The sequence below is a fragment of the Micromonospora sp. NBC_00858 genome, from assembly GCF_045207365.1.
In the GTDB taxonomy this organism is placed as follows: Bacteria; Actinomycetota; Actinomycetes; order Mycobacteriales; family Micromonosporaceae; genus Micromonospora.
Window position 1 is genome coordinate 1,794,071 of record NZ_CP108828.1, and the last position, 26,682, is coordinate 1,820,752.

30 protein-coding genes are annotated in these 26,682 nt (G+C 71.7%); 15 read left to right on the top strand and 15 right to left on the bottom strand.

The window, feature by feature from the left end; translation table 11 throughout:
- Window positions 1–56: 56 nt before the first annotated feature.
- Entirely contained in the window at window positions 57–923 is an 867-nt protein-coding gene (locus OG990_RS08445; protein ID WP_406079682.1) for a metallophosphoesterase family protein, read from the bottom strand.
- A gap of 154 nt (window positions 924–1,077) precedes the next feature.
- On the opposite strand from OG990_RS08445, the gene OG990_RS08450 reads away from it, so the two are divergent.
- Entirely contained in the window at window positions 1,078–1,929 is an 852-nt protein-coding gene (locus OG990_RS08450) for an alpha/beta hydrolase (RefSeq protein WP_328415970.1), read from the top strand.
- An 81-nt stretch (window positions 1,930–2,010) separates the two neighbouring features.
- Here OG990_RS08450 and OG990_RS08455 read toward each other — a convergent pair whose 3' ends face one another.
- The 4 genes from OG990_RS08455 to OG990_RS08470 all read right to left on the bottom strand — a co-directional run bounded on the left by OG990_RS08455 (window position 2,011) and on the right by OG990_RS08470 (window position 5,020).
- Window positions 2,011–3,027, bottom strand: a complete 1,017-nt coding sequence (locus OG990_RS08455; protein WP_406079684.1) for a methyltransferase — start codon at window positions 3,025–3,027, stop codon at window positions 2,011–2,013.
- A gap of 125 nt (window positions 3,028–3,152) precedes the next feature.
- Complete coding sequence (locus OG990_RS08460; RefSeq protein WP_406079686.1) at window positions 3,153–3,557, bottom strand: hypothetical protein; 405 nt, start codon at window positions 3,555–3,557, stop codon at window positions 3,153–3,155.
- A 90-nt stretch (window positions 3,558–3,647) separates the two neighbouring features.
- Complete coding sequence (locus tag OG990_RS08465; RefSeq protein WP_328415975.1) at window positions 3,648–3,824, bottom strand: hypothetical protein; 177 nt, start codon at window positions 3,822–3,824, stop codon at window positions 3,648–3,650.
- A gap of 161 nt (window positions 3,825–3,985) precedes the next feature.
- Window positions 3,986–5,020, bottom strand: coding sequence for a LacI family DNA-binding transcriptional regulator (locus tag OG990_RS08470; RefSeq protein ID WP_406079688.1), 1,035 nt, complete (start codon window positions 5,018–5,020; stop codon window positions 3,986–3,988).
- A 132-nt stretch (window positions 5,021–5,152) separates the two neighbouring features.
- On the opposite strand from OG990_RS08470, the gene OG990_RS08475 reads away from it, so the two are divergent.
- From OG990_RS08475 to OG990_RS08515, 9 genes are all read left to right on the top strand, one after another.
- Window positions 5,153–6,109 carry a hypothetical protein gene (locus OG990_RS08475; RefSeq protein ID WP_406079689.1) on the top strand — a complete coding sequence of 319 codons (957 nt, stop codon included), beginning with the start codon at window positions 5,153–5,155 and terminating at the stop codon, window positions 6,107–6,109.
- A gap of 37 nt (window positions 6,110–6,146) precedes the next feature.
- A complete protein-coding gene (locus OG990_RS08480) occupies window positions 6,147–8,249 on the top strand; it encodes a PQQ-dependent sugar dehydrogenase (protein ID WP_406079691.1) in 2,103 nt (700 codons plus the stop codon).
- A gap of 129 nt (window positions 8,250–8,378) precedes the next feature.
- Window positions 8,379–8,864 carry a molybdenum cofactor biosysynthesis protein gene (locus OG990_RS08485; RefSeq protein WP_355606856.1) on the top strand — a complete coding sequence of 162 codons (486 nt, stop codon included), beginning with the start codon at window positions 8,379–8,381 and terminating at the stop codon, window positions 8,862–8,864.
- Window positions 8,865–8,972: 108 nt separating this feature from the next.
- Window positions 8,973–9,386, top strand: a complete 414-nt coding sequence (locus OG990_RS08490) for a YbaB/EbfC family DNA-binding protein (RefSeq protein WP_406079693.1) — start codon at window positions 8,973–8,975, stop codon at window positions 9,384–9,386.
- Window positions 9,383–9,712: a hypothetical protein gene (locus OG990_RS08495; RefSeq protein WP_386982501.1), complete on the top strand. Its 330-nt coding sequence runs from the start codon at window positions 9,383–9,385 to the stop codon at window positions 9,710–9,712. The genes OG990_RS08490 and OG990_RS08495 overlap by 4 nt, the downstream gene beginning before the upstream one ends.
- A gap of 4 nt (window positions 9,713–9,716) precedes the next feature.
- Window positions 9,717–10,211: a hypothetical protein gene (locus OG990_RS08500; protein WP_328415987.1), complete on the top strand. Its 495-nt coding sequence runs from the start codon at window positions 9,717–9,719 to the stop codon at window positions 10,209–10,211.
- On the top strand, window positions 10,204–10,734 hold the full coding sequence (locus OG990_RS08505; RefSeq protein WP_328415989.1) for an endonuclease: 531 nt from the start codon (window positions 10,204–10,206) through the stop codon (window positions 10,732–10,734). The genes OG990_RS08500 and OG990_RS08505 overlap by 8 nt, the downstream gene beginning before the upstream one ends.
- Complete coding sequence (locus OG990_RS08510) at window positions 10,731–11,288, top strand: hypothetical protein (RefSeq protein ID WP_406079694.1); 558 nt, start codon at window positions 10,731–10,733, stop codon at window positions 11,286–11,288. Before OG990_RS08505 ends, OG990_RS08510 begins: the two co-directional genes overlap by 4 nt.
- Window positions 11,285–11,821, top strand: a complete 537-nt coding sequence (locus OG990_RS08515) for an SUKH-4 family immunity protein (RefSeq protein WP_406079695.1) — start codon at window positions 11,285–11,287, stop codon at window positions 11,819–11,821. The genes OG990_RS08510 and OG990_RS08515 overlap by 4 nt, the downstream gene beginning before the upstream one ends.
- Window positions 11,822–11,830: 9 nt before the next feature.
- Here OG990_RS08515 and OG990_RS08520 read toward each other — a convergent pair whose 3' ends face one another.
- The 4 genes from OG990_RS08520 to OG990_RS08535 all read right to left on the bottom strand — a co-directional run bounded on the left by OG990_RS08520 (window position 11,831) and on the right by OG990_RS08535 (window position 13,401).
- Window positions 11,831–12,235: a nuclear transport factor 2 family protein gene (locus tag OG990_RS08520; protein WP_328415995.1), complete on the bottom strand. Its 405-nt coding sequence runs from the start codon at window positions 12,233–12,235 to the stop codon at window positions 11,831–11,833.
- Window positions 12,236–12,346: 111 nt separating this feature from the next.
- On the bottom strand, window positions 12,347–12,772 hold the full coding sequence (locus OG990_RS08525; RefSeq protein WP_406079696.1) for an ATP-binding protein: 426 nt from the start codon (window positions 12,770–12,772) through the stop codon (window positions 12,347–12,349).
- Window positions 12,772–12,939 carry a hypothetical protein gene (locus tag OG990_RS08530; RefSeq protein WP_406079697.1) on the bottom strand — a complete coding sequence of 56 codons (168 nt, stop codon included), beginning with the start codon at window positions 12,937–12,939 and terminating at the stop codon, window positions 12,772–12,774. Before OG990_RS08530 ends, OG990_RS08525 begins: the two co-directional genes overlap by 1 nt.
- A 129-nt stretch (window positions 12,940–13,068) precedes the next feature.
- Window positions 13,069–13,401, bottom strand: coding sequence for a nuclear transport factor 2 family protein (locus OG990_RS08535; RefSeq protein ID WP_328416000.1), 333 nt, complete (start codon window positions 13,399–13,401; stop codon window positions 13,069–13,071).
- A 215-nt stretch (window positions 13,402–13,616) separates the two neighbouring features.
- Between OG990_RS08535 and OG990_RS08540 the strand changes: the two genes are divergently transcribed.
- Window positions 13,617–14,003, top strand: coding sequence for a DUF2267 domain-containing protein (locus tag OG990_RS08540; protein WP_328416002.1), 387 nt, complete (start codon window positions 13,617–13,619; stop codon window positions 14,001–14,003).
- Window positions 14,004–14,097: 94 nt separating this feature from the next.
- Here OG990_RS08540 and OG990_RS08545 read toward each other — a convergent pair whose 3' ends face one another.
- Entirely contained in the window at window positions 14,098–16,494 is a 2,397-nt protein-coding gene (locus OG990_RS08545) for a ricin-type beta-trefoil lectin domain protein (protein ID WP_406079699.1), read from the bottom strand.
- Between the two features lie 256 nt (window positions 16,495–16,750).
- On the bottom strand, window positions 16,751–17,614 hold the full coding sequence (locus OG990_RS08550) for a copper resistance protein CopC (RefSeq protein WP_406079700.1): 864 nt from the start codon (window positions 17,612–17,614) through the stop codon (window positions 16,751–16,753).
- A 103-nt stretch (window positions 17,615–17,717) separates the two neighbouring features.
- Between OG990_RS08550 and OG990_RS08555 the strand changes: the two genes are divergently transcribed.
- Genes OG990_RS08555 through OG990_RS08565 form a run of 3 tightly spaced genes read left to right on the top strand, consistent with a single transcriptional unit; the run spans window position 17,718 to window position 20,407 of the window.
- A complete protein-coding gene (locus tag OG990_RS08555) occupies window positions 17,718–18,188 on the top strand; it encodes a hypothetical protein (protein ID WP_406079701.1) in 471 nt (156 codons plus the stop codon).
- A 5-nt stretch (window positions 18,189–18,193) separates the two neighbouring features.
- Entirely contained in the window at window positions 18,194–19,570 is a 1,377-nt protein-coding gene (locus tag OG990_RS08560) for a hypothetical protein (RefSeq protein WP_406079703.1), read from the top strand.
- Between the two features lie 60 nt (window positions 19,571–19,630).
- Complete coding sequence (locus tag OG990_RS08565) at window positions 19,631–20,407, top strand: nucleotidyltransferase domain-containing protein (RefSeq protein WP_406079704.1); 777 nt, start codon at window positions 19,631–19,633, stop codon at window positions 20,405–20,407.
- 26 nt (window positions 20,408–20,433) lie between these two features.
- On the opposite strand, the gene OG990_RS08570 is transcribed toward OG990_RS08565, so the two are convergent.
- The 3 genes from OG990_RS08570 to OG990_RS08580 all read right to left on the bottom strand — a co-directional run bounded on the left by OG990_RS08570 (window position 20,434) and on the right by OG990_RS08580 (window position 25,409).
- A complete protein-coding gene (locus OG990_RS08570) occupies window positions 20,434–21,828 on the bottom strand; it encodes a dihydrolipoyl dehydrogenase family protein (protein WP_406079705.1) in 1,395 nt (464 codons plus the stop codon).
- A 145-nt stretch (window positions 21,829–21,973) separates the two neighbouring features.
- On the bottom strand, window positions 21,974–23,614 hold the full coding sequence (locus OG990_RS08575) for a hypothetical protein (protein WP_406079707.1): 1,641 nt from the start codon (window positions 23,612–23,614) through the stop codon (window positions 21,974–21,976).
- 229 nt (window positions 23,615–23,843) lie between these two features.
- On the bottom strand, window positions 23,844–25,409 hold the full coding sequence (locus tag OG990_RS08580) for an FAD-dependent oxidoreductase (RefSeq protein ID WP_406079708.1): 1,566 nt from the start codon (window positions 25,407–25,409) through the stop codon (window positions 23,844–23,846).
- A gap of 82 nt (window positions 25,410–25,491) precedes the next feature.
- Here OG990_RS08580 and OG990_RS08585 point away from each other — a divergent pair, with 82 nt between their 5' ends.
- Window positions 25,492–26,085, top strand: coding sequence for a helix-turn-helix domain-containing protein (locus OG990_RS08585; RefSeq protein ID WP_386982476.1), 594 nt, complete (start codon window positions 25,492–25,494; stop codon window positions 26,083–26,085).
- Between the two features lie 82 nt (window positions 26,086–26,167).
- Here OG990_RS08585 and OG990_RS08590 read toward each other — a convergent pair whose 3' ends face one another.
- Window positions 26,168–26,578 carry a hypothetical protein gene (locus tag OG990_RS08590; protein ID WP_386982473.1) on the bottom strand — a complete coding sequence of 137 codons (411 nt, stop codon included), beginning with the start codon at window positions 26,576–26,578 and terminating at the stop codon, window positions 26,168–26,170.
- Between the last annotated feature and the right edge of the window lie 104 nt (window positions 26,579–26,682).

Here is a 26,682-nt window from a genome sequence, read left to right on the forward strand (position 1 = left end):
GCGGGGGCGGCCACCGGCGAGGACCGGCGGCCGCCCCCCGGTCGCGATGGTGTGTGTCAGCCCGCCGGTAGCTGCATCCGGCGCAGGTCGTCCGCCGGGTGGATGGTGCGCACCGGGTTCGGCACCGGCCCGCGCCGCCGCCACTCGCGCGGGTAGCCGAGGGAGACCTCCTCGAAACGTACGCCGTCGTGGAACGTCGTCCGGGGAATGTGCAGGTGCCCGTAGACCACGGTGGCCGCGCCGAAGCGCAGGTGCCAGTCTCCGGTACGGACGGTGCCGCACCACTGGGCGAACTGCGGGAACCACAGGACGTCGGTGGGTTCGCGTACCAGCGGATAGTGGTTGACCAGCACGGTCGGCAGGGCCGGGTCGCGCTCGGCCAGCCGGCGCTCGGTCTCGACGACCCGGGCGTCGCACCACGCCTCCCGGCTCGGGTAGGGATCGGGGTGCAGCAGCGCCTCGTCCGTGCACACCACCCCGGCCTCGTACGCCAACGCCAGCGACTGCTCCTTGGTGCTCGCCTCGGGCACCCGGAACGTGTAGTCGTAGAGCACGAAGAGCGGGGCGATCGTGGCCGGGCCGCCGTCGCCGTCCCACACCGGGTACGGGTCCTCCGGGGTGACGACACCCAACCGCCGGCACAGCCGTACCAGCTCGCGGTAGCGCTCCTCGCCGCGCAGCCGCACCGGATCGTCGGGCGGTGTCCACAGCTCGTGGTTGCCCGGCGCCCAGACCACTCTCGCGAACCGACTGCTGAGCAGCCCGAGCGCCCACTCGATGTCGGCGAACCGCTCAGCCACGTCGCCGGCGACGAGCAGCCAGTCGCCGTCGTTGTCCGGGTGCAGCTCCCGTACGAACGAGCGGTTCTCCGGATAGCCGACGTGCAGGTCGCTGACGGCCCGCAGCCGGGGCGGATGACTCACGCCCCGAGGCTAGGCCGGCGCGGCCCGGTCGGGACACCCCTGTCCGGTCCGTGTCGCGCCACACCTGGCGGCGGGCACTCCGGTGGTCGGCATATCCGTCGACCGCCCGGGAAAGCGCTGGTGTCCGACAGCCGAACCGGAGCAGGAGTGAAACATGCCTTTCATCACCGTGGGAACGGAAAATTCCGCACCCATCGACCTGTACTACGAGGATCACGGGTCCGGTAAGCCAGTGGTGCTGATCCACGGCTTCCCGTTCAACGGGGCGACCTGGGAGAAGTCGACCACCGCGCTGCTGAACGCCGGATACCGGACGATCACCTACGATCGGCGCGGTTTCGGCAACTCCGCCCAGCCGGCATTCGGGTACGACTACAACACCTTCGCCGCGGACCTCGACGTGCTGATGACCGAACTGGATCTGCGCGACGCGACCCTGATCGGTCACTCGATGGGCACCGGCGAGGTGATCCGCTACCTGGGCAACTACGGCTCGCAGCGGGTGAGCCGGGCCGTGGTGGTCAGCCCGCTGCAACCAATGCTGGCCAAAGCCAAGGACAATCCGGAAGGCGTTGACCCGAGCCTCTTCAAGGGTTTCCAGCAGGCCATCATCAAGGACCGCTTCGCCTACCTGACCCAGTTCTGCGACGCGTTCTTCAACTACAGCGAGAACAAGGGCAAGCTGGTCAGCGAGGAGGCGTACCGGGCGCACTGGCAGATCGGTGCGATGGCCTCCGCCAAGGGCACCCATGACAGCGTGGACGCCTGGCAGGAGGACTTCCGTCCCGATCTGCCGAAGATCGACGTGCCGCTACTGATCGTGCAGGGCGACAAGGACAACGTGTTGCCCTACCCGGTGACCGGCCAGCGGCTCGCGCCGATGACGCCGACGTCCCAACTCATCACGCTCAAGGGCGCGCCGCACGGTCTCCCGTGGACCAACGCCGACGACGTCAACAAGGCGATCATGGACTTCATGAAGCAGCCGGCGAAGGCTCGCGCCTGACCCGTACCGGTAGCCGATCGGACACCAGTGCCGCGAGGACGCCGCGACACCCGGCCCCGCTGGGCCGGGTGTCGTCGGCGGTCAGCCCCGGCGGGCCACCACGGCGCCGTTGGCGCCGGGGGCGTCGAACGGCACGGTGCGGGCGTCGACGAAGCCGGCGTCAGAGAGCCAGGCGGCGTACTCGGCGCCCGAGTAGTTCCGGCCGCCCTCGGTTTCGACCAGCATGTTCATGCCCATCAGGGCAGCCTCCGGCGGCCCGGTGCGCTCGTCGTTGAGCAGCAGCTCGCAGACGACGATCGCCCCGCCGGGCGGCAGCGCCGCGTGGCACCGGGCCAGCAGCGCCCGGTTCGTCGGCTCGTCCCAGTCGTGCAGGATCATGCTGAGCAGGATGACGTCGTGTCCGCCCGGTAGCGCCGGGTCGGCCAGAAAATCGCCGGCAACCGCGCCGATCCGAGCGGTCAGACCGGCACCCGCGATCCGCTCCTCGGCCCGTACGCAGACGTGTGGCAGGTCCAGCACGGTCGCCCGCAGCTCGGGCAGCCGGCGGCAGAGCTCGATCGGGAACGCGCCGGCGCCGCCGCCCACGTCGAGCAGCCGGCGGTACGGCGAGAAGTCGTACGCCTCGGCCAGGGCACCGGCGGTGGAGCTGGACGTGGAGTACATGGCGTCCCAGAACTGCGCCAGCATCTCCGGGTCGGCGGTGTCGAACATCGACTCCTGGACCTGCGGGTCCCAGGTCAGCGGCCGGTCGGTGCGCAGCGCCTCGCCGATGCGGTGCCAGGGCAGGTAGGTACGCAGGTCCGAGTAGCGGACCTGGGCTCCGAAGTAGTACGGGCGGCCCTCCACCAGGAACTGCTCGGCCAGCTCGGAGTTGCGGTATCCGTCACCGGCCTTCTCCAGCAGCCCGAGTGAGGCGCTCGCGGCCAACAGGAGGTCGGCCGGGCGATCGGCCAACCCGAACTCGGCGGCGGCCTGCTCGACGGTCATCGTCCGGCCGTCGGCGAGTCGGGTGAACAGGCCGAGCTCAACGCCGGCCGCGAGGGTCTTGAAACCCCAGACGCCGGCCACCAGGCTCATGAGGGGAGTCGGAGTGATCATGGTGAATATGAGATCACAGATATCGTCCGTCCACGATGGGCGGACGGCGGTCGATCAGGCCCGGATCAGCGTGACCGGGCGGCGTGTGGACGAGCACCACCACAGCGGGCTGCCGGATGCCTCGGCTAGCGGGTTCGGCCGGCCAGGCGACGGCCGACGCGGCGTGCGCCGAGGCTCACCAGCGTGCTGCCGATCGCCATCCCGACCAGCACCAGGATCGCCCCGACGGCCCACAGTCCGCTGTCGTCGGTCGACGCGGCCTGCCACGACCAGGGCACCGTGAAGGCCACCGTCATCACCGGCGCCACCAGCCACGGACTGAGCCGCCGGACGGCGAGGGCGGCGAGCAGCACGAGGGTCAGCACGCAGCCGATCACCTGCCACGGCGCGTACGGGCCGCTGGACGACCCGGTCTCCGGGTCGACGGTGTACTCGGTGTCCCAGCCCAGCCAGAGCAACCACACCCCGACCGTGGCCGCCGCCAGGAACAGGGCCCCGAGCAGTGCGCGCACACCCCTCATCGCTGTCATCCGGAGATCATCCCCCGCGCGGGCGGTTCGGGAATGAGCACCCGTACCCATCCTGCCAGCGCCGAGCGGGTCACCGGCCGAGGTCGACGCTCAGGGGGTCTTCGGTCCGGTGAGCCGGTAGCCGTCCTCGGTCAGGGTGCGGGTCATGTGCTGTGCGTACCACTGCGGCCAGTCCGGGTCGGTCCGACCCAGCTCCTTCTCGTACTCGCCGTGCGCCTCGGCGGCTCGCTTGAGCGCGTCCAACAGGACCTCCGTCGTCGGGTCCATCGCCGTTTCCTCCCTGCTCGCGAGCTGCTGAAGCCTCACCCTAGGCGGGCGGGGCGGCGGGCGAGCCGGGAACAGCCGGTTCGGGACCGACCGGACCGACGACGGCGGTTGCTCCCGGCCTGGGTCGCGTGCCGCCGAACCTGGCGGACGGTCTGCGCCGGTCAGGTGCCCGGCGCGGGACCGGTGGAGTCGCGGACGACCAGCAGGTGCCCGGTGGCGCGACGCCGGGGACGCGTCGAGCGGGGCTTGAGCGCGAGGGTGAGTGCCGTGCGACCCATCTCGGTCATCGGCAGCCGGATGGTGGTGAGGCTGGGCGCGAGATCGGCCGCCACGGAGACGTCGTCGAAACCGACGACGGACATCCGCTCGGGCACCGGGACGCGGCGCGACCGCAGCGTCGACAGCACCCCGATCGCCATCGCATCGTTGAGCGCGATGATCGCGGTCGTCTCGGGATGCTCGTTCAGGATCTGCTCGGTGGCCGCCCGGCCGCCGCCGCGGGTGAAGTCGCCGTGCACGACGGCGAGGTCGGCCGGGGGCAACCCGCGCTGCCGCAGCGCCGAGGAGACACCGGCGAGCCGGTCGGCGACCGTGGTGAGACCGGCACTGCCCGCGGCGACCGCGATCCGCCGGTGGCCGAGATCCACCAGGTGCTGGGCGAGCGCCCGGCCGCCGGCCTCGTTGTCCGGCAGGACGGCGTCGACGCCGAGCGCGTGCCGCCCGATGGCGGCGACCCGGCCGCCGTGGTCCTGGAACGCCGCCAACTCGGCGCGGGCCTCGGCCTCCACCCGCGGGTCGTCGTACCCTGAGCCGCTGATCAGGATGATGCCGACCCGCTGGGCGATGAGATGGCGGAGCTGTTGCAGCTCGTAGTCGGGGTCCCGACCGGACTGACAGATCTGCACCAACAGCCCCTGCTCGGCGGCGACCTGGATGACCCCGCTGGCGATCTCGGAGAAGTACGGGTCGTCGACCTGGTGGACGATCAACCCCACCGTGGAGCTGGCGCCGCCGGCGAGGGTGCGGGCGTACGGGTTGGCGACGTACCCCAGCTCGCGGGCGACCTGCCGGACCCGGTCGGCCACCTCCGCGCTGACCCCCTCGCGGCCGGCGAGAGCCCGGGAGGCGGTCGCCAGCGAGACGTCGGCGCGGTCCGCCACGTCCACGAGCCGAGGTCGCTGGCCTGCCCTGGGCATTCGCAACTCCCTGGAACATCCATGTCACCTGATCTCTTGCCAGTGACGATTGTCGAAGCCTAGGGTACGTAAGCGCTTACGTAAGCGTTTACGTTAGTCGGCACCGGCGTGCCGCGAAATGAGGTGAACGCGATGTCCAGGGCCAGAAGAGCCGCCGTCGCCACCGTCTCCCTTCTGGCGGTCGGCGTGCTGACCGGCACGGGGGCGCCACCGGCACAGGCGGACCGGAACCATCCGTCCGATGTCCACCCGGCCCTGCGAGCGCACCTGGTCGCCGCGTACGACTTCGACCACCCGGTGCCGGGCGACCCCGCGCTGGAACGCGACCAGGGTCGCTCCGGGACCGAGATCGAGCTGATCAACGGCGGTCCCGCCATGCGGGTGGCCGACCACGCCTACCGGGGCAGCGGCAGGGCGCTGCAGACCCGGCAGGTCGACCCGGCGGTGGCCGGCAACGACGACTGGAAGGCCGGCACCTGGTCGGCCAGCGGGGTGCGGACGCTCCGCGCCTTCAACGCCACCGCCGGCACCACCGTGATGGGCTGGTTCAAGCTGCAGATGGACAGCCCGCTGCCCAACTCCACCACCGCCGACCCGAACGATCGCTTCAACGCCATCGGGCTGGCCGGAGTGTTGACCGGCGACTCCGACGGCCACGGCGTCCGGGCCCTGCTGGAGCTGATCGACGTCAACGGGGAGCTGCGGCTGGTCGCGCTCGGCCGGCGGCTCGACGGCGGCAACTCGCAGACGTTCGCCGCCAGCCAGGACTGGCGGGACCTGCTGCCGGAAGGGGAGTGGGTGCACCTCGCCGCCACCTTCGACTTCGCCCCCGTCGCCCTCGCCCTCTACCGCAACGGCGAACCGGTGGACGGCTTCTACACCCGCACCGACGACCCGTGGCTCGTGTCGGGGCCCGGCCCGCACGTGACCACCGCCTCCGACCCCCGGGGCATCAAGATCGGCGGAAGCTTCCCCCAGGACACGCTGGAGCGCAATCCGTGCGACTGCCGCATGGACGGCCTGATGTTCCTCGACAGCGTGGTCTCCGCGAGCGACGTGCGGAGGCAGTACCGCCACCTGGCCCGCTGACCACCCTCGGCACCGTCCCACCGAGAAGGAGACACGCGTGCTCACCCTCCACGACAGCGCCCGCAGGATCCGCAGACCTGTACTGACGGCCGGCCTCACCGCCCTCGTGCTGGTCCTGTCCACCCTGCTCGCGACGCCCGCCCAGGCCGCCGGGGCGGTCTACGACCCGGTCCCCGAGATGCCGATCCAGTCGCGGCTCGGGCTGGTCCTCAGCGAGTACGCCAGCTTCCCGCAGTCGTACCCCAACCCGGCCCCGACCGATCAGCGGCTCATGCGCACCGCCCGGATCAACACCATCATGGAGGTGCCCGACGGCTCCGGCCGGCGTGCCGTGCCCGACCTGAACGGCAGCCTCTACCTGGTCGAGGGTGGCGTGCCGCACGTCTACCTCGACGTGGCGGCGACGTTCGCGCCGCAGTTCTTCTCCGGCCGTGGCCTGGGCCAGGGCTTCGGGTACGTCGCCTTCCACCCGGAGTTCGGCGCCAACGGCCGGTTCTACACCATCCACACCGAGTCGGCCTCGGCGGCGACCACGCCGCCGGACTACGCCCAGCCCGGCACGATCTACCACGGTGTCATCACCGAGTGGACGGCGACCGACCCGGCCGCCGACACGTTCGCCGGTACCCGGCGGGAGGTGCTGCGCATCGGCTTCGGCGGCCAGGTGCACGGCATCCAGGAGATCAACTTCAATCCCACCGCGAAGCGCCACGACGCCGACTACGGCCTGCTGTACCTCGCGGTCGGCGACGGTGGCCTGGGTGTGCGCAACACCGACCCGCAGAACCTGGGCCTGCCGCACGGCAAGCTGCTGCGGATCGATCCGCGCGGCACCACCTCCGCCAACGGGCGGTACGGCATCCCCGCCACGAACCCGTTCGTCGGCCGGGCCGGCGCGCTCGGTGAGATCTACGCCCTGGGCTTCCGCGACCCGCACCGCTTCAGCTGGGACCGGGCGACCGGCCGGATGTACCTCGGGCACATCGGTGAGCACGCCATCGAGGCGATCTACGAGGTACGCGCCGGCGACAACTTCGGCTGGAGCGAGCGCGAGGGATCCTTCGTCTTCGACAAGACGGCCACGAACCCCTGCGACCGGCTGTTCCCGCTGCCCGCCGACGACGACCAGTACGGGTACACGTACCCGGTCGGCGCGTATGACCACGACCCCGCTGCGGGCTGGAACTGCACCGCCGACGTTGGCGTCGCGGTGGCCGGCGGATTCGTCTACCGGGGTCGCGCCCTGCCCGCGCTGCGCGGGAAGTACGTCTTCGGTGACCTGGTCGACGGCCGGGTGCTCTACACCGAGGCGAACGAGATGCGTCGCGGCCGGGGCCTGGCCCCGATCCACCAGCTTGCCCTGTTCGACACCGCCGGCAGCCCGGTCCGGATGCGGGACCTGTCCGGGCCCGGCGCCCCCGGTGACCCCAACCGCGTCGACCTGCGCTTCGGCACCGACGCCGCCGGTGAGCTCTATGTGGTCGCCAAGGCCAACGGAAAGATCTGGAAGGTCACCGGCACCCGGGTCTTCGCCAGCGGCGACGTCGGGAACACCACCCTGCGCCGCACCGCGGGGGCCTCGAACTGGGCGCCGGTAACCCCGGCGAAGTGGCAGTTCACCCGCGACCAGGTCATCCTCGCCGAGGCCGGAGTCAGCCGGCCCGGGCCGCGCCGGCCGTTCGAGTACGCCGTACTGACCGGCGGTCCGGAGTGGTCGGCGGTCGAGGTCGAGGCGCGGGTACGGCTCGACACGCCGGTGGAGGTCAGCAACCGGGACGTGATCATCGTCTTCGGCTGGCGCTCGGACACCGAGTTCTACTACGCCCACCTCTCCACCGACAACACGATCTATCCGCACAACGGGATCTTCAAGGTCGACAATGCCGACCGGGAGCGCATCGACCACCAGTGGAACGGCCGGTCCCGTGGCGCCAACCCGGCGATCACCGATGCCGACTGGCACCGCGTACGGGTCGTCCACCTGCCGGCCACCGGCGAGATCGCGGTCTACGTCGACGGGCACCGGGACCCGCTGATGACCGCGAAGGACACCACGTTCGGCTCCGGGCGGGTGGGCTTCGGCTCGTTCGACAACGTGGGCCGACTGCGGAACCTGACCGTCACCGGCACTCCGGCCTGACCTCGTCGCGTGGGGACGGCGGCGCCCGTGCCGCCGTCCCCACCGTCACGACCACCGGCCGCGGAGCCGCCGACCGCCGGGTCCGCCGAGCCGGCCCGGAGGGTGCCGTCCGGTTCGTAGAATCCGTCCATGCCGCAGATCGTCGAGTTGCTGGCCTCGCCCGTGCACCGCTTCCTGGGACGGCCCACCGACGGCCCGGCGCCGGCCCCGCCCGGTGAGCTGGTCGACGTGGTCCGGATCCGGGCCGGCCTCGGCATCGTCGGCGACCGGTACTTCGGCCAGCCCGCGCACCGCGACGCCAGCGTGACGGTGATCGCCCGGGAGTCGTTGCCACCCGGCGTCGGCCTGGCGGAGGTCCGGCGCAACGTCCTCACCACCGGCATCGCGGTGGACGAGCTGATCGGCAAGGTGCTGGTCCTGGACTCCGGTGACGGCCCGGTCAGCCTGCGGGTCAACCGGGCAGCCCGGCCGTGCGCGTGGATGGACGTCACGGTCGGCCCGGGGGCGTGGAAAGCGCTGCGCACCACCGGCGGCATCCGCTGCACACCACTCACCGACGGCACCCTGCGCATCGGGCCGGTCGACGTCACCATCGAGCGGGCCCCCGCGTCCTAGTGCCGGCGAGCGTCATCCGTCCATGATGGTGTCCAGGGTCGGCCGGGTCGGGTGAAGCCGTGGTACCCGTCGGTTAGGCTCGGCCCGTTCGGCCTTTGGGGAGGGCACATGGCGGCGGATCCGGTCAGCGGCGACTTCAGCCGCATGTTGGACGCGACGATGCAGGCGCTGGCGGCGGTCAGCGCTCCGGCCGACGGCGTACCGGCCGACCCGCCGGCCGGCGAGGCAGCGGACGGTCAGGTCCGCGCCGAGCTGGGCCCGGACGGTCGGCTGCACTCGCTCTGGGTGGAGCCCCGACTGATGCGGCTCGGTTCGGTGGAGCTGACCGAGCACATCACCACCGCTGTCAACGCGGCGATCGACGCGATGCGGGGTGCCACGGTGCCCCCGCGGGTCGGTGACCTGACGCAGTTGCGGGAGCAGTTGGCGGAGGTCCGGGACACGGCGGTGCCGCGCCTGGGGTCGTTCCTCCAGGCGCTGACCGATGCGCAGGAGCGGATGGTCCGGGGCGGCCCGAAATGAGCGGCGACGGCTTCGAGGTGGAGCCGCAGTCGATGCGCGACGCCGGCGGGACCGTCTCCGATGTCGCCAGCCGGTTCCTCGACGAGTTGGACGGCTTCGAGGCGCGGATGGCCGGTTACGGCGAGCCGTGGGGGGCCGACGACATCGGTTCGCTGATCGGGGTCGCCTACACCGGTGTCGCCGCGTACGTCTTCGACTGCATCGGGATCGCGGCGGAGGAGATCGGCTCGGCCGGCGGCGATCTGACCACCATGGCCGACGCGTACGACCGGGTCGACGAGGACGGCGCGGGCACGATGCGCTCGCTGGCCGGCGGATTGGGGTAGCGGAGTGGGCTTGCAGCTGCCGGGTGAGTTGGTCACCGCGCTGAGCTGGATCGGCTACTCCTGGCCGGAGGGCGACGAGGAGAAGCTCTTCGAGATGGGCCAGGCGTGGATCGACTTCGCCGGCCGGATCGGCGCCACGGCCGGCGAGGCGGACGCGGGCGCGACCCAGGTGTGGTCGCAGAACCTCGGCCCGGCGGTGCAGGCGTTCCAGGGCTGGTGGACCGGTGAGCAGAGTGGGCCGTCGGTGCTTCGGGACGCTGCTCAGGCGGCCGTCATTCTCGGCGCCGGCTTGATCATCTGCGCGGCGATCGTCCTGGCGTTGAAGATCCAGGTGATCGTGCAGCTGGCGATCCTCGCGTTTCAGGTGGCGCAGGCGATCGCGACCGCGGTGGCGACCTTCGGGGCCACGCTGGCCGAGATCCCGATCTTTCAGATGATCACTCGCGAGATCGTCGGTCTGCTGATCGACCAGGTCATCGGGCAGCTTCTCGATGCCTAGCAAGCCGAGGAGTGGTCGCGGCGCGGCCCCGAAGCCGGCCGCCGGCAAGATCGTCAGCGCGGCCGTCAAGAAGCTCGAGAAGCCGAAGGTCCGGGTGACCGGGCCGGATCACAGCCTGCCGACGAAGGTGATCCAGGTCACGCGCAAGGACTTCCACGCCACCTCGCAGTTCCGGCGCAAGATGGCGGCGCTGCAGAAGCTCAGCGACGAGGGCAAGCTCTACAAGGCCACCAACCCGGTCGAGCGGGACAAGAGCATCACCGACGGCTACAAGGAGCGGATCCGGCAGAAGATCTGGGACAAGTACTGGCCACACGACAAGGATCTGGCCAACCGGCTGAGTGAACGGCTCAGCAGCTACCACCCGGACCACGTGTGGGAGCTCCAACTCGGTGGGCCGGACACCGTTGAGAATCTCAAGTTGCTGCATGGTAGAACCAACACGGACATCGGCTCGCAGATCTGGGGGCAGATCCAGAACTTGCCGGACGGCACCCCGATCCGAATAGAGGTGGTGGATTGACCCCCGAGCTGCACCAGCTCATCGAGGAGCTGCGGGCCGACCTGGTTGAGGACCAGCCGGCAAATCTGGGATACGCCCAGTTCGGCGACGGCGCGGCCACCGACGCCCTGCCGGCGGACCTTCCGGCGGGCCTGCGGGACCTCCTGCTGGTGGCCGACGGGCTGCGCGCCGGTCGGATCGAGTTGGCGTCCACATCGACCCTCGCCGGCATCCAGTACCACCTCGACTACGCGCCGGCCTTCTCCTCCATTCCCGAGGACCGGGCGGGGTGGCTGGTGATCGGCACCCACAGCGACGAGCCGATCTTCATGGATCGCGGCACCGGCGCCATCTGGTACTTCACGCCGACCGGCACCGAGTGGTTCATGTCGGACGCCTTCGAGGAGCTCGCCCCCGACCTGGACTCCTTCGTGCACTACTACCTGCTCGGCCCGGGCTACGCCGAGCTGACCCCCGCCGACGACCGATGGTGGGCCTTCCTCGGCCAGCAGGGCCTGCTCGACGAGGACGACGAAGAAGCGGCGGACGACCCCGACGCGGAGCGCGGGCGGTGACGGTCACCCGCGAGGAGTTGGTCGCGCTGTGGGGCGAGCGGGGCGTCATCTACTTCCCGGACCAGCGCTTCGACGCGATCCTGGGCCCGTTGGGGCCGGAGACGTTCCCGCCGTACGGCGCCCTGCCGGTCGAGGTGCCGATCCTGTTCACGGTCGACGTCTCCGCCCCCGACGTGGAGCTCTTCTCCACCCTGCGGATCGAGGTGGGCGACGAGGCGCCGCGCGCGTACGTCGTGCTGGGCAGCTCGCCCGAGGACCCGATGCTGCTGTTCTGCCTGGAGGCGGCGACCGGCGCGGTGGTGCTGCTCGACCTGCAGACGCCGAATCTGGAGACGGTCAACAGCAGCTTCGCCGCGTTCGTGGAGTTCCTGTACCGGCTGGGCCAGCTCATCGTCACCGACCCGGGCGGCCGGGAGCGGGCGGCCCGTGCCGCGCGGATTCGCATCGACCTGCGGGAGGTCGACCCGACGGCGTTCGCCGAGCCGGAATCCTGGTGGAGCCTGGCGTTCGACGAGCTGGAGTCCACGACCTGAGCCGGCGGGTCAGACCGGGCTGATGTGTGCGGCCAGCACCCGCCAGCCGTGTCTGTCGTCGTGGACCCAGGTCCGGGTGTACCGCAGGCGCGCCGCGAACGGCACGCCGTCGTACACCCCGGCCACCCGGCCCAGGAAGAACGTCACCCCGGTCGACCCGACGACGAGCAGGTCCAGTTCCTCCTCGACCAGCTCCTGGACGACCGAGGTCCGGTCCCGGTGCGCGGTCAGGTCGTCCCGCTTGGTGAGCTTGCCGCCGTCCGGGCCGATGGCGATCAGCTGGTCGACGAGCAACTGGTCGAGGGCCGCGACGTCGCCGGCCCGCTGCGCGGCCTGCAGGGTGCGCTCAGCGTCGAACAGTTCCGCCTCGCGTTCGCTGTCCGGCATGGTGCCGTCCTCCTGATCGGGGTCCACCCGGCGCCACCGTCCGGCCGGGCTGTCCGCATTGTGGCAGCCGGTGTGGCCCCAACGGGTGCGGATCGACCCGGCACGCTGGCCGTGCGCGTACTGCCCCGAGCCGCCGGGTCACAGGCCGAGCCGGATGCGGACGACCGTCCCCTCCGGCTCGGCCAGCACGGCGACCTCGTCGCAGACCTGCTCGACGATCGCCAGCCCTCGACCCCGTACCGCGTCGGCCGGCGGCATGTCGCGGCCGAACGCCCGCATCGGCCCCTGGTCGACGACATCGCAGATCAGCTGATCGGCCTCGGCCCAGAGCCGGACCCGGCCGCCGCCGGTCGTGTGCTGCAAGGTGTTGGTGGCCAGCTCACTGACCGCCAACGTCAGCAACTCCACCCGGTGCGGCGGCAGGCCCCGGGCGAGTGCCCCGGTGCAGACGAACGCGCGCAGCGCGTGCAGGTCGGTCGCCGCCTGGTACGCCATGGTGTCCGGGATCCGAGCGGACGCGTACTGCTCGGCGACGTTGCGGGCCTCCCGCCGGTCGGACGGCATCAGCCCACCAGACGCGGGTCGTCGACGGTCGGACGCAGCGGGTTGCCAACGCTGGTGATGTCCAGCGCGCTGGTCAGCTCGTCCCGGACGGCCAGGTCGCACTCACCGTTCAGCGCCACCACGATCCGGCCGGGTGCCGCGGGCGTGCGGGCCTCGAAGTGCGCCATCGGTCAGCAGCACCCTTCCTCGTTGCAACAGCCGTTGTCGGCACATCATGTCATCCGCTGGCCGGCCGGCCGTGTCCTCCGTTTCAGCGGCGATGGAGGGCGGCCGTGCCGAACCGGATCGGGCGGTCACTACGGGCGGATGTTCAGGGCGCCGATCAGACCGTCGCGCAGCGTGAACCGGTATCGCAGCTCGATCGGGCTGCCGGGAAAGCTGCCCGACACCCGGGTGAGCACCAGGTACGAGTCGCCCGCCTGCGGCGTGACCTTCACCGGCTCGGCGGTGTACGAGTACGCGGCCGTCGTCCGCTCCCGCCAGGCGCGGATCGCGGCCCGTCCCTCGTGCAGCCGATCCTCGTCGGCCACGCTCGCGGTGTCCGTGAAGCAGGCGACGAAGGCGTCCAGGTTGCCGTCGTCGACGGCCCGGAAGTACCGGTCGATCACGTCGGGCAGGTCGACCGCCATCTGCTCCTCCTGCGACGCAGGCCGCCGTCGCGCAGCCGCCGAGTTCCCCGTTCGACCTCACCGTACGAGACGCGGCCGGCGCCGCGCGGACCAACCAGGAGAACGCAGGTGGTACGGCAGCGCGCTGCTCTCGCGCAGAGGGACGACGCCTGGCCCGGGTTTGCCGCCGCTGGGCCCGGGTAGCCACCCGTCTCCGGAACGGGAAGGGCGGGGGCATGGCCGAGCTGACGTTCGTCGACAAGGTTGCGGCACGGGCGGGTGTTCCGCCGGAGCAGGCACGCCCGCTGACCGAGGCCGTTCTGCGTACCCTCACCGAGCGGCTCAGCGGTGGGGAGGCGGCCGAGTTGGCCCCCCACCTGGCCCCTGAGCTGAGCCCGCTGCTGGTCAAGGCCGTCGAGCCGCCGGAAGCATTCGGCTACGACGAGTTCATGCGGCGGGTGGCTGACCGTGCCGGGACGGATCGATCCGCCGCCGAGCGGGGCGTCCGGGCCGTACTCCAGACGATGCACCGGGTGGTCGGGCACCGGGAGTTCGAGGACGTGCTGGCCCAACTGCCGGCCGACCTGGGGGCGCTGGCCCAGCCGTTGCCGCAGGGCCCCTGACCGACCGCCGCCACCAACGACCTGCGTCGGCCGTCCGGGGCGCGGCCCGACCGGTTGTCGGTCAGACCACGCCCCCACGACCGGCGGCAGGTGATCAGCCGACGCTGACCACCCACTTCTGGTGGGCGCCGTTCGCCCAGGTGCCGATCTGGATCTGGGTGCCGTTGGCGGTGCCCGCGCCAGCGACCTCCAGCACCTTGCCCGACTGCGGGTTGCGGATCGAGCCGTCGGACTGCCTCTGCCAAACCTGCGCGCCGGTGCCGTTGCAGGTCCAGAGCTGGACCTTCGTGCCGTTGGCGGTGCCGCCGTTGTCCACGTCCAGGCACTTGCCCAGCGCCCGGTAGGTGTCGCCGACCCGGCTCCACGACTGCGCGCCAGTGCCGTTGCAGGTGTAGAGCTGAATCTTCGTGCCGTCCGAGGTGCCGGAGTTGCTGATGTCCAGGCACTTGCCGCCGATACCGGTGATGGGCCCGCTGGTCGGTGGCGGGGTGCTGCCCGGGATGGCGTTGAGCGTGTACCACGCCTCGGTGCTCCAGAGCGACTGGCCGCTGGTGGAGGTGAAGGGGCGCGGCGAGCGCAGATGGACCACCCGGCCGGCCTTGCGACCGTTGACGGCCAGGGTGACCTTCTTCCCGTCCGCCGAGAGGGTGGCCGAGGTGACGGTCAGCGTCTCCTCGTCGATCTTCGGGCCGCCGTAGCTGGCCGTCGGCTGGTACCGCCACTGCTTGACCTTGTAGCGCGCGGCCAGGTCGGCGGCGGTCTCCGCCGAGACCGGCTGGGTGTACTCCAGTTCGAAGCCGGCCTCGGTGGCCCGCATGGCCAGCATCTCGAAGGCGTTGGTGCTGTTCGGGGTGAGCTTCTGCAGGCCGTACGACAGCTTGCCGGTCTGACCCCAGTTGCCGCCCGCGCCGAGCCCGCCGACGTAGATCGCGCCGTCCGGGCCGAGGTTCACCTCGGAGACGCCCGCCTCCAAGCCCTGGGTGAGCCGGAACAGGGCGCCCTGGTACTCGCCGTTGACCTTCTCCACGTAGGCCCTCTGGAGGCCGCCGTAGGTCACGTCGCCGATGACGAACTGGCCGGCGTACCGGCCGCTGGTCAGGTACAGCGGGGTGCTGGGTGAGTTGGCGATCTCGTTCTGCGGCATCCAGAGCACCGGTGCGGTGACCGGGTTGGTGTCGAACGGGCCGGCCGGGTTCATGTAGTGGTTGAAGAACCGACCCTGCTTGATGTGCACCAACTTCGACGAGGGCAGCCAGCCGCCCTGGTTGTCGGTGACGAAGATGCCGCCCTCCGGGCCCCAGCCGATGCCGTGCGGGGTCCGCAACCCTCCGGCGACGTAGCTGACCGCGCCGGTGTCCTTGTTGACCTTGAGGGTGGTGCCGCGGTTCACGGCCGGCTGCGGGTTGGTGGTGGCGCCACCGGAGTTGATCGACACCGAGAGGTTCAGGTAGAAGAACCCGTCCTGGTAGAGCAGGCCGAACGCGAACTCGTGGAAGTTCCCGCCGTACGGCCAGGTGGCGACGGTGTCGAGGCGGTCGGCCACCTCGTCGCCTGTGGTGTCCACCAGCCGGGTCAGCCGCTGCTTCTCCGAGACGTAGACCACCCCGTCGACAACCTTGAGCCCCATCGGTTCCCTGAGGCCCCCGGCGATCTTCTTGGTGGTCACGTTGCCCGGCCCGGTCGCGCCGCCGGTGTTGCCCATGATCCACACCTCGCCGTCCTGGGAGGTGCCGGACTGGTCGCTGCCGCCCCAGGTGGAGATGACCAGTCGACCGTCGGCGAGCCAGTCCATCCCGGTGACCTTCGGCTGGAAGCCGGTGGGCCGCAGGTTGGTCAGCGTGTAGCCGGGGTGCACAGCGGTCAGCGGCAGGCCGTCACCGGGGGAGTCGGTGACCCCCTCGCACTCCTTGCGGCCCGGCGCGGTCACCCGGACCACACCGGCGTCGGTGCTCAGCGCCGAGTTCGGCACGACCACGAAGGACGACGAGCCGGGCGTCTTCCACTCCAGGGTGATCTGCTGCCCGCCGTCGCGCTCGAAATGATCGATGCGCAGCGGGTGCAGCCCGGCGGTGAGGGTGACGGTGCCCTCCTTGGGCGGCGTCGCGCCGTGCAGGCCGTCGTGGTTGATCACCACGGCGTTGTCGATCGACAGCTTGGATCCGTCGTCGCTGCTCAGCCGGAACGTGTAGCTGCCGGCCTGGGTGGTGGTGATGTTGCCGAGCACCTGCGAGGCGAAGTAGTTGTCGAAGCCGAAGTCGGCGGTCGACGTCCAGTTGATCGTGGACATCAGCTTGTCCACGTTCGGGGTCTGCGCGGGCTTGAGCGTGCAGAGTTCGGAGAGCGGAACCTGCACGTCGAAGACGCGCAGCGTGACGCCCGGTTCCTGCTCGGGGGCGGCGTCTGCCGGGTCGGCCCAGAAGCCGGCGGCGAGGACGAGTGCCAGTGCGCCCAGGACAGGACTGCGGAATCGGCGCAGCAGCCGTGTGCCCATCGTTCCTCCAGGAGGGATAGGAGTATCCGACGGCCGGCGCTGATCAGTGGTGGAGGCGGTGGCCGCCGGCCCGGATCCGAAACGTCCTCGACGCCGACGAGTGACGATTCGGAAACACCGGGCTGATGGGTCGAGACATTAAAGGGCTTCGATTGATCTGTCCATGCCTTTGCATCGATACACCAAAAGTTCCCGATGCCTGTGCGAAAGTTCGCGGTGGTAGGCCGGAAATGCCCGGTGCGGCGGGTGCCGAGACCTACCGCCGCCCACGCCGGGCCGGACCACCAGCCCGGTTGCCGGGTCTGCGGGCGGGGGTGCCAGGCTTGCGGGCAACGGTGGCGGGCCGGCGGCTCGGAGTGGCACCGGCGCGGGCGGCGGGTCGGCGACGGGCCGCCACCAGCACGACAACGGCCACCACCACGACGATCAGGGCCGGCACCAGCCACGGCGGCAACCCACCGCCCGACTCTTTCCCCGTGGCGCCGGCCGGCTCGCTCGCCGGGCCGCCGGTCACGCCCGTGTCCGGGCTCGCGCCGACGGCGCCGGGGCTCGCCGACGGGGTGCCGTCGACCAGGGCGAGCAGCGTGGGTGCGGGCCCGTCGGTGGGCGCCGTCCAACCGGCTGGCGCCGCCGTGCCGGAGCCCTGGTAGTCGAACGTGACGCTGCCACGCACCGCTTCACCGTCGGAGGCGACCGACACGTAGCTGGCGGTGTACCGACCCTTCGCCGGCCAGTGCGCCACGGACACCATGGCAGGGAAGCCGGTGTGGTACAGCCGCGGCTCGAAGACCCCGTTGACCATGAAGTACTCCTGGACCGGCTTGTCCAACCGCTTCGGCTCGCCGTACGACCAGCCGTTGTCCACTCGGGACCCGTTCGGCCCGGTGACGGTGAAGTGGGCGTTGGACGCCGGCTTCTCGGTGAAGTACAACGCCACCTGTGCCAACGGCTCGCGGACCACCGTGCCGGTCAGCGGGGTCGAGGTCGCCAACTGGCCGTGCGCGGACGCCGGAGCGGCCGGCAGCAGAAGCGTCACCACCAGGGTCACCACCAGCGTCGCGGCCAGCGCCGCCACGGCGCGGCTCAGGAGGTGACGGGCAGTGACCAGCCTCGATCGCATCCGTTCATCATGGTCATTTCCTCGCCGCCGAACAAGACGTAGAGTTCTCCTCCCCGACGATCAAATCGACAGCCGTCCCCCTCGCGTCGTTCGGAGTCCGCCCGTGTTCGTCCGTGCCCCCGGTTCCCGCATTCCCGCCGTCCTCGCCACCGGTGTCCTCACCGCCCTGCTCGCCACGGGCTGCGGGCAGAGCGACGACCCGTCCGTGGCCGACCCGTCGACGCTGCCGACGGCCGCCGCGCCGACGACCACCACCGCGCCGGCCTTGTCCGACAGCCCGACGCCCAGCGCCACCGCCAGCACGCCGGCGGTGGACCGGCAGATCACCGTGACGATCGCCAAGCGGCGGGTCAACCCGCCGACCGGGCGGATCACCGTGGACAAGGGCCAACTGGTACGGATCACGGTCACCTCGGACGTTGCCGACGAGCTGCACGTGCACGGCTACGAGCTGGGCGCCCGACTGCCGGCCGGCACGCCCGCCTCGGTGGAGTTCCGCGCCGAGAAGACCGGGCTGTTCGAGGTGGAGACGCACGAGACCGAGCTGGTGCTGTTCCAGCTCGTCGTCCGCTGAGCACCATGACCGGCGCCCCAGCGGTGCTGGCGCATGGAGTCGGTGGTCGCCAGGACCTGCCGATCACGCTGCCGCAGCTCGTCATCGCCGCCGCCCTGACCCTGGTCGTCACGTTCCTCGCGCTGGGCCTGCTCTGGCGCGAACCACGGCTCGACCGGGACGCGACCGGCGGCCGACCGGTGCCGCAGCGCCTGGCCCGGCTCGTCGACGCGCCCGCGTTCCGGTGGGCACTGCGCGGTGTGGGCCTGCTCGCCGCCGGCTGGTTCTGCCTGGGCCTGCTGGCCGGGCCGGACACCCCGGACAACCCGACGGCCGGCGCGCTCTACGTGCTGCTCTGGGTCGGGCTGGTGCCCGTGTCGCTGGCGCTCGGCCCGGTGTGGCGGACGGTCAACCCGCTGCGTACCGTGCACCTGCTCGCCGCGCTGGCGGCGCGGCGTGATCCGGCGCGCGGCGTCCGTGAGCTGCCAGCCGGCCTGGGGCTCTGGCCGGCCGCCGTCACCCTGTTCGGGTTCGTCTGGCTGGAGCTGGTCGCACCCGAGAGAGCCACCCTGCCGGTCATCACCGCCTGGCTCGCCGGGTACGCCGTGGTCATGCTGGCCGGGGCGGCGTTGTTCGGTGCGGGCTGGTTCGACCGGGCCGACCCGTTCGAGGTGTACAGCGGGCTGGTCGGCCAACTCGCGCCGGTCGGCCGGGCCGCGGACGGCGTGCTGGTGTGGCGCAACCCGCTCGACGGGATCGCCGGGCTGCGGCCCCGACCCGGGCTGGTCGCCGTGGTGGTCGTACTGCTCGGCTCGACCATGTTCGACAGCCTCTCCAACGCGCCGGCCTGGCTGCGCTTCAGCCAGGAGAACGGCCGGCCGGCGGCGGTCACCGGCAGCGTCGGGCTGATCCTGGTCATCGCCGCCGTCGCCGCCGCGTACCTCGCCGCCACCGTCGCCGCGGCCCGGATCGGCCATGCCGGCGCGGCCCCGGTCGACGGTGCCGGCCCGGTCGACGGTGCCGGCTCGGCTCGTGGCGTGCCGGGCGAGCTTGCCCACTCGATCGTGCCGATCGCGGCGGGCTACCTGGTGGCGCACTACTACTCGCTGCTGATCCTGGAAGGTCAGCGCACCGTCGCGCTGCTCTCCGACCCCCTCGACACCGGCGCCAACTGGCTCGGCACCGCCGACTGGCAGCCGTACACCGCTCTGGTCACCCCCTCCGGCGTGGCCAGCCTCCAGATCACCGTCATCATCCTCGGGCACCTGCTCGGCACGCTGCTCGCCCACGACCGGGCCCTGTACCTCTTCCCCCGTGCCCGAGCGGTGGCCGGTCAGCTCCCGCTGCTGGCGCTGATGGTCGCCTACACCGTCGCCGGGCTGCTGCTGCTCTACGCCGGGTAGGGCCGCCGCCGCCGGGCGACCCGGGTTCGGGGCGGTGCTGGCCACGGGTGAGGATGGGGCGTGGACACGGATCTTCGCCGCTACCTCGACGAGCTGGTCGACGCCGCCCGGGGTGTGCTCGGCGACGACCTGGTGGGCGCCTACGGCGCCGGCTCGGTGGGGCTCGGCGCGTACCAGGCCGGACGCAGCGATGTGGACGTGGCGCTGGTCTGCGCCGGGCCGCTGACCGAGGCCGACAAGCGGGCGCTGGTGGCGCGGCTGCGACACGAGGCGCTGCCCTGCCCGGCACGCGGGCTGGAGTTGGTCGCGTACCAACGGGCGGTGGCCGCCGCCGGCAGCCCGGAGCCCGGCTTCGAGGTCGAGCTGAACACCGGCTCCGGGATGACGTTCCGGTGCACCCTCGACCCGGCGGACCGGCCGGCGACCGATGGCCGGTTCTGGTACGGGCTGGACCGCAGCATCCTGCACCAGAGCGGGCTGCCGCTACTCGGGCCGCCGGCGGGCGAGGTCTTCGCGGACCTCGCCCCGGCCGACCTGCGTCGCCTGCTGATCGAGGCGCTGACCTGGTGGCTGGCCCTGCCGACGCCGCCGAACGACCAGCCGGCGCCCGGCGCGGAGGACGCGGTGCTCGGTGCCTGCCGGTCGTTGGTACGCCACCGCGACGGCGTCTGGCTGTCAAAGGCGGCGGCCGGGCAGCGGCTGATCGACGCCGGAGAGCCGGCCGAGGTGATCCGTCGGGCGGTCGGCGCGCGGCACGGTGGGCCGCCACCCAGCGGCGCCCAGGCGCGCGCCTTCCAGCACCGGGTCCGCGCCGAGATCGCCGGCCAGCCCGACTAGCACCTGGCTGGAGCAGCGCGACTCGCTCAGCGGACCGGGCGGGACTGGAACGACGCGAAGAGCAGGTTGAGGCCCTCAGCCATGGTCGGGTGGGTGATGATCGCATCCCGCAGCGCGGTCCACGGCATCCCGGCGAGCATGGCCAACTGCACCGACGTGATGACCTCACCGGCCTCTGCGCCGAGCAGCGCCGCACCCAGGATCTGGTCGGTGCGGGCGTCGACCACTGCCTTCCACATGCCCTCGGTCTGACGCAACGTACGCGCCCGGGGGATCGCGGCCACCGGCAGATGGGCCACCTGGACCTCGTACCCGGCGCGGCGCGCCTCGCTCTCGGTGAGCCCGACCCGGGCAAGCTCCGGGGTGGTGAAGACGGTGTACGGGATCAACCGACCCGCGGTGCTGCGCTGCTCACCCGCCAGGTTCGCCCGGATGATCCGGTAGTCGTCGAGCGAGGCGTGGGTGAACTGCGGAGTGCCGGCGACGTCCCCGGCCGCCCAGGTCCGCTCGGCGCTGGTGCGCAGGTACTCGTCGACCACCACGAAGCCCCGATCGTTGAGTCGGACGCCGGCGGCATCCAGCCCGAGCTCGTCGGTGACCGGCGCCCGGCCGGCCGCCACGAGCACATCATCCCCGGTGACCAGGCTCCCGTCGTCGAGAGTGACCCGGACCGTGCCGTCGGCGTTGCGGTCGACCCGGGCAACCGTCACGCCGACGCGCACGTCGATGCCGTCGTCGAGGAACACCTGCAGCACCGCGTTGCTGACGTCGGGGTCCTCGCGGCTGAGTAGACGGGGACCACCCTCGATCACCGTCACGGTGCTGCCGAACGACGCGAACATCTGCGCGAACTCCACCCCGACGGTGCCACCGCCGAGCACCACCAGTCGTGGCGGCAGCCGGTCCAGGTGAAGCAAACTGTCGCTGGTCAGCACCCTCGCCTCGGCCATCCCGGGTACGGACGGCAGGTGCGGGCGGGTGCCCGTGTTGACCACCACGTCGGCGCCGCGCAGCAGCCGTTCGCCGCCGTCGGCCAGCGACACCCGCACGGTCCGTTGGCCGACGAACCGGGCCTGACCGATCACCAGGTGCAGACCGGAGTCGAGGAACTGCTGCCGGTTGGCGGCGACCATCCCCTCGACGACGTCCTGCTTGTGCGCCCGCAGGAGGTCCACGTCGACCCGTCCGCCCTCCACCACCAGGCCGAGCGCGGCGGCGCCACGCAGCTGTCGGGCCGCGCGGGCGCTGGTTACCAGCGCCTTGGTCGGGATGCACGCGACGTTGATGCAGCTGCCGCCGATCATGCCGCGTTCGACCAGGGCCACCCGGCGTCCGGACCGAGCGACGTCCATGCTCAGCGTCTTGCCGGCCTTGCCGCCGCCGACGACCAGCAGGTCGAACTCCTCCGGTCGGTCGGTCACGGGGCGCTCCTCTCGCTCGCCGGCCGGGCCGGCGGCCGCCCGTGCGCGACGGCCAACCCAGCCTGCCAGCTCCGCCGAGACCGTCGACCCGGTTCTCGGCAGAATCGCCCCACTCCACCTGCGGCCCGGTCGACCGCCGCCGAGGTCAGTGCCGGGCGGCGCCGTTCTCGCTGATCGGCTGCCCGAAGGGCAGGAACGGCACGGGCGTGGGGTCGCCGTTGCCGCCGGGTCGGCCGAAAGCCGGCTCGGCATCGCCGGTGGACCCTTGCGGGGCGGTCGTCCGGTCGGCGGTCACGGCCGGCTCGTCCATGCTGACCGGTCCGCCGGCCCGCTCGTCGTCGGACTGGTCGGCTTCGGGCTGATCGCCACCGAGCTGCTCAGCACCGGGCTGGTTGTCAGCGAGCCGCTCGTCGATGGGCTGCTCGTCAGCCGGCTGGTCGTCCGCGAGTCGGTCGGCACCGAGTCGGTGGGTGGCGGGTCGGTCGACACCGGGCCGGTCGACGCCGGATCGGGTGCCCACCATCGGGTACTCGGCGGTCTCCGTACCGCCAGCGGCGGCGGCCATCACGGCGGCCGCGGCCAGGTCGGCCACCCGCTTCGCCTCCCGCTGCACCCGGGCGCGGACCTCCTTGGCGTGCCGCTCGGCGGAGTCCCCGGCCCGGCGGGCCTCATCCAGGCGGGTGCTCTCGGCGGTGAGGTCCCGGCGGACCTCGCCCAACCGCTGCTGCATTCGGGACAGCTCGTTCTCCAGCGTCTCGCCCTCCTGGCGGATCTCGGCGAGCTGCTGGCGGGCGGTCTCCAGCTCGTCGTTCAGCTGGGCTGACTCCTCCCGGCGCTCCGCAAGCTCCTGCAGCACGGTGGCGAGCTGCTCCTGGTGGGCGGCGGCCTGCTCGTTGGCGCGATTGCGCAGCTCGGTCACGTGCTGCTGTGCCTCGGCCAGCAGTTCGGCAATCTGCTGCTCGGTCGCGCTGCGCTGCTCGGCCAACTCTCGTTCCGCGGCTGCCTGCTGCTCGGCGACCTCCTGCTCGGCCGCGGTCCGCCGGTCATAGATCTCGCGTTCCACCCCGGACTGCCACTGGGCCAGCTCCTGCTGACTCTTGGACCGGGCCGACTGGATTTCCTGCTGGATCTGGGTACGGGCCGACTTCATCAGCGCGTCGGCGGCGACCCGCGTCTGGTTGAGCTGCTGCGCGCTCTGCTCGGTGATCCGCTTCGCCTCGTGCTGTGCGCGCTCGTGCGCCTCCTCACCGTCGGCGCGTAGCTGCTCCGCACGTTCCCGGATCGCGGTCAGCTCGGCCTCGGCCAGGGTTCGCCGCTCCTCGTGTGCCTGCTCGTGCTCGGCGCGCCGGGCCGCCAGTTCCTCCGACAGGTCCTGACGGGCCTGTGCGGCCCGCTCGCGGGTGTCCATGAGGATCCGCTCCGCCTCGGACCGTAGCTCGTTCGCCCGGTCGGTAGCCGACTCGGTGATTATTCCGGCCTGCTTCTCGGCGAGCGCCATGATCTCCCCGATCATCGGGCCCAGATCCTGGAACGAGGCGCGGTCCACCTGCGCCGGTTGCTCGTGTGCCTCGGCCAGCTCGGCACGCAGCCGCTGCACCTCGGCGGTCAGCTCACGGACCCGGACGGCGGATCGCCCGTGCTCACCGCTCAGCATCTTCAGCTGACCGTCGAGCTGCTCCAGGTGCTTGTCGACCTGCCGTTTGTCGTAGCCGCGCAGGGCGAGCTCGAAGCTCGGCCGAGAGGCCGCGTCGTCGCGTACCGCGAACGGCTCAGCGCCGATGGACATGCACCATCCTCCAGACGATCAGGGCGCCAGGGCCGGCGGTCGAGCACCCCGCGGGCCGTGAGTGTGGCGCAACGCTACCGCCGAGGCCGCGCCGTGAGTAGGCCCGCCCCACCGCCGGCGCCCGAGCCCGCCCTTCCTTGGTCGATCATGGAGTCGTGGTGCCCGGAAGGCCCTGATCCGCCGCTCTTGTCGCCCACCACGACTCCATGATCAACGTGGCTGGGTGGGTTCAGCGCCGCCGGGCGACCAGCACCGCGTCGTGCAGGCTGATCTCCCTGCCGTCCGGGTCGGTGCCGGCGCGGGACCGGGCCTCGGCGGTGAGCACCTCCCACCGGGCCGGATCCAGTGAGACGGCCACGTCCTCGGCGGTGTACATCATGTCCGGCATGTGCATCCGGTGCGCCGACGTCCACAGGTCGGACGGGTGGTGCCCGACGATCAGCAGGATGCCGCCCGGCGCCACGGCCGCGGCCAGCCGGGCGAACAGCTCCCGCCGCTGCGGCGGTGGCAGGTGCATGAACTGCGCGGACACCAGGTCGTACGCCTCCTCGGCGGGCGGCTTGTCGCGCAGGTCGACGTGCGTGAACTCGATGCGGTCGCCGACGCCGGCGGCGTCGGCGTGCTCCGTGGCCCTGCCCAGCGCGGTGGTGGAGATGTCCGCCGCCGTCACCCGCCAGCCGCGCTCGGCCAGCCACACCGCGTCGGCGCCCTCGCCGCTGCCCACGTCCAGCGCCCGTCCCGGGGCCAGGTCGGCGGCCTCGGTGACCAGTTGCGGGTTCGGCCGGCCGCTCCACACCGCCGGCTTGGAGTTGTAACGCTCCTCCCACGCCGGCTCCTCGAAGGTCGTGGCCACCATCTGCCGGTACGCGGTCACCGCGTCGTGGGTCTCCTCGGCGATCAGGTCGGCGTTGATAGCCGCTCCGGCGCCCAGGCCGGCCGCGGCGGCTGCGATCACCTGGCCGCGTACGTCGGCGACGTTGCCGGCCACCCAGACGCCCGGGACGGTCGTCGCCCCGGTGGCGTCGGCGGGGATCTGGCTGCCGATCACGTACCCACCCATCGTCACCTCCTCCGGGGCCAGGCCCAGCCCGACCAGCAACCCGGCGCGGGGGGCGGTCCGGGTCGAGACCACCAGCGCGTCGAGCGGCAGCACCCGGCAGGAGGCGAGCCGGACGCCGGTCAGCGCGTCCCCGGTCACCTCCAGTGCGGCGACCGGGCCCGGCACCACGGCGATGCCTCGGGCGGCCAGCCGCTCGGCCGCCTCCTCGTCCGGCGCCGGGGTGTCGTGCAGCAGGAGCAGTACGTCCGAGCTCCACTGCCGCCACATCTCGGCCTGGTGCACGGCCATCGGACCGGTGGCCAGCACGCCGATCCGCCGGTCCTGAACCTCCCAGCCGTGGCAGTACGGGCAGTGCAGCACGTCGCGACCCCAGCGCTGCGCCAGACCGGGGACGTCGGGCAGCTCGTCGGTCAGCCCGGTGGCCACCAACAGCCGTCGGGCCCGCACCGCGTGCCCGTTGTCGAGGCTGAGGCGGAACCCGTCGTCGTCCCGGACCGCCGTCTCCACCCGCCCGGCCAGGAACTGCCCGCCGTATCCGGCCACCTCGGCGCGCCCGGCCGCGACCAGCTCGGCCGGCGGCGTCCCCTCCCGTGCCAGGTAGTTGTGCACATGGCCGGCCGGCGCGTTGCGCGGCTCGCCGGAGTCGATCACCAGCACCGACCGTCGGGCTCGGCTCAACGCCAGGGCTCCGCTGAGCCCGGCCGCGCCGCCGCCCACCACTACTACGTCGTACATCTCGTCCACCGGTGTTCCCCTTACTTGTCGGCTGCGCCCACCATCCGTCGCCGCCGGCCAGGTGGCAACTATCCTTGCCGTTATGGCAAACGACGACAGCGCGGCGCTGGCCGCCGTCGGCCCACGGCTGCGCGCCCTGCGCAACCAACGGGGTACGACGCTGGCCCAGCTCGCCGAACTGACCGGCATCTCGGTGAGTACCCTGTCCCGGCTGGAATCCGGCAGCCGCCGGCCCACCCTGGAGCTGCTGCTCCCGCTGGCTCGGGCGTACCAGGTGCCCCTGGACGAGCTGGTGGACGCCCCGGCCACTGGCGACCCGCGGGTACGCCCCAAGCCGATCGTCCACCACGGCGTGACGTTCCTGCCGCTGACCCGCCGACCGGGCGGTTTGCAGGCGTTCAAGCAGATCCTCCCGCCGAACACGCCCACCGGGGAGCACACCCAGCAGACCCACGAGGGGTACGAGTGGATCTACGTGCTCTCGGGCCAGCTGCGCCTGCTGCTCGGCGAGCACGATCTGACGTTGACCCCGGGCGAGGTGGCCGAGTTCGACACCCGCATTCCGCACCGGGTGATCAACCCCGGCCCGGGTACCACGGAGGCTCTCAGCCTCTTCGGGCCGCAGGGGGAGCGGCTGCACGTCCGCGCCCGGCCCACCACCTCCGACAAGGGGTAGTCCGGCGCGTCTGTCCGGCTAGCCGTCCGCGTAGTGAGTCAGCGCGTCGTCATCGGCAGAAGCGGACGTTCGGTCAACGACCTCAACGGCGTGCTGTGAGGGGCACGAGGATGAGGACGGCAACGCCGAGTGCGGTGGCGCCGACAGCCCACCACCAGAAGAATCCCGAAAAGGCCGAGGCGATCAGGAGCCCTATGCCGAGGCCAGCCAGCAGGCCGAGTGCGAACAAGGCCCGAGGGGGCAGGGCGAGATGCGGTAGGCGCCGCACCACGAGCACTTCCAGCCAGGTGCCGCCGAACGCCAGTAGTGCTGCGCCGACCACGTCCACGGCGGACAGTCCGTGACCTTCGCTGAGGGGCACGAGGACTCTGCCCTCGTTACTGGCGGGGACGAAGAGAATGAGCACGCCAGCGACGATGAGCAGAGCGGTGATTGCTACCTGCGTGCGCGGCGCACCCCCGACATCTTGCGACATCGCTACAGTCTCGGCCATCCGCCGTGATCTTCGCAGGGGCCGTATCGGTGAACATCGAATGCCGGCGGTACTCGCCGCGCCTTGATCCCGCCCTCCTGGCCCAACCTTGCGCGATCCGCCGG

Coding starts and splice junctions, on each gene's coding strand:
- OG990_RS08470 (WP_406079688.1), bottom strand. CDS start 5,020: ATGCCCAGGGCAGGCCAGCGACCTCGGCTCGTGGACGTGGCGGACCGC.
- OG990_RS08590 (WP_386982473.1), bottom strand. CDS start 26,578: ATGGCCGAGACTGTAGCGATGTCGCAAGATGTCGGGGGTGCGCCGCGC.
- OG990_RS08585 (WP_386982476.1), top strand. CDS start 25,492: ATGGCAAACGACGACAGCGCGGCGCTGGCCGCCGTCGGCCCACGGCTG.
- OG990_RS08575 (WP_406079707.1), bottom strand. CDS start 23,614: ATGTCCATCGGCGCTGAGCCGTTCGCGGTACGCGACGACGCGGCCTCT.
- OG990_RS08455 (WP_406079684.1), bottom strand. CDS start 3,027: ATGATCACTCCGACTCCCCTCATGAGCCTGGTGGCCGGCGTCTGGGGT.
- OG990_RS08540 (WP_328416002.1), top strand. CDS start 13,617: ATGGCCGAGCTGACGTTCGTCGACAAGGTTGCGGCACGGGCGGGTGTT.
- OG990_RS08525 (WP_406079696.1), bottom strand. CDS start 12,772: ATGCCGTCCGACCGGCGGGAGGCCCGCAACGTCGCCGAGCAGTACGCG.
- OG990_RS08465 (WP_328415975.1), bottom strand. CDS start 3,824: ATGGACCCGACGACGGAGGTCCTGTTGGACGCGCTCAAGCGAGCCGCC.
- OG990_RS08505 (WP_328415989.1), top strand. CDS start 10,204: ATGCCTAGCAAGCCGAGGAGTGGTCGCGGCGCGGCCCCGAAGCCGGCC.
- OG990_RS08560 (WP_406079703.1), top strand. CDS start 18,194: ATGACCGGCGCCCCAGCGGTGCTGGCGCATGGAGTCGGTGGTCGCCAG.
- OG990_RS08580 (WP_406079708.1), bottom strand. CDS start 25,409: ATGTACGACGTAGTAGTGGTGGGCGGCGGCGCGGCCGGGCTCAGCGGA.
- OG990_RS08535 (WP_328416000.1), bottom strand. CDS start 13,401: ATGGCGGTCGACCTGCCCGACGTGATCGACCGGTACTTCCGGGCCGTC.
- OG990_RS08485 (WP_355606856.1), top strand. CDS start 8,379: ATGCCGCAGATCGTCGAGTTGCTGGCCTCGCCCGTGCACCGCTTCCTG.
- OG990_RS08495 (WP_386982501.1), top strand. CDS start 9,383: ATGAGCGGCGACGGCTTCGAGGTGGAGCCGCAGTCGATGCGCGACGCC.
- OG990_RS08460 (WP_406079686.1), bottom strand. CDS start 3,557: ATGACAGCGATGAGGGGTGTGCGCGCACTGCTCGGGGCCCTGTTCCTG.
- OG990_RS08545 (WP_406079699.1), bottom strand. CDS start 16,494: ATGGGCACACGGCTGCTGCGCCGATTCCGCAGTCCTGTCCTGGGCGCA.
- OG990_RS08450 (WP_328415970.1), top strand. CDS start 1,078: ATGCCTTTCATCACCGTGGGAACGGAAAATTCCGCACCCATCGACCTG.
- OG990_RS08490 (WP_406079693.1), top strand. CDS start 8,973: ATGGCGGCGGATCCGGTCAGCGGCGACTTCAGCCGCATGTTGGACGCG.
- OG990_RS08475 (WP_406079689.1), top strand. CDS start 5,153: ATGTCCAGGGCCAGAAGAGCCGCCGTCGCCACCGTCTCCCTTCTGGCG.
- OG990_RS08550 (WP_406079700.1), bottom strand. CDS start 17,614: ATGCGATCGAGGCTGGTCACTGCCCGTCACCTCCTGAGCCGCGCCGTG.
- OG990_RS08530 (WP_406079697.1), bottom strand. CDS start 12,939: ATGGCGCACTTCGAGGCCCGCACGCCCGCGGCACCCGGCCGGATCGTG.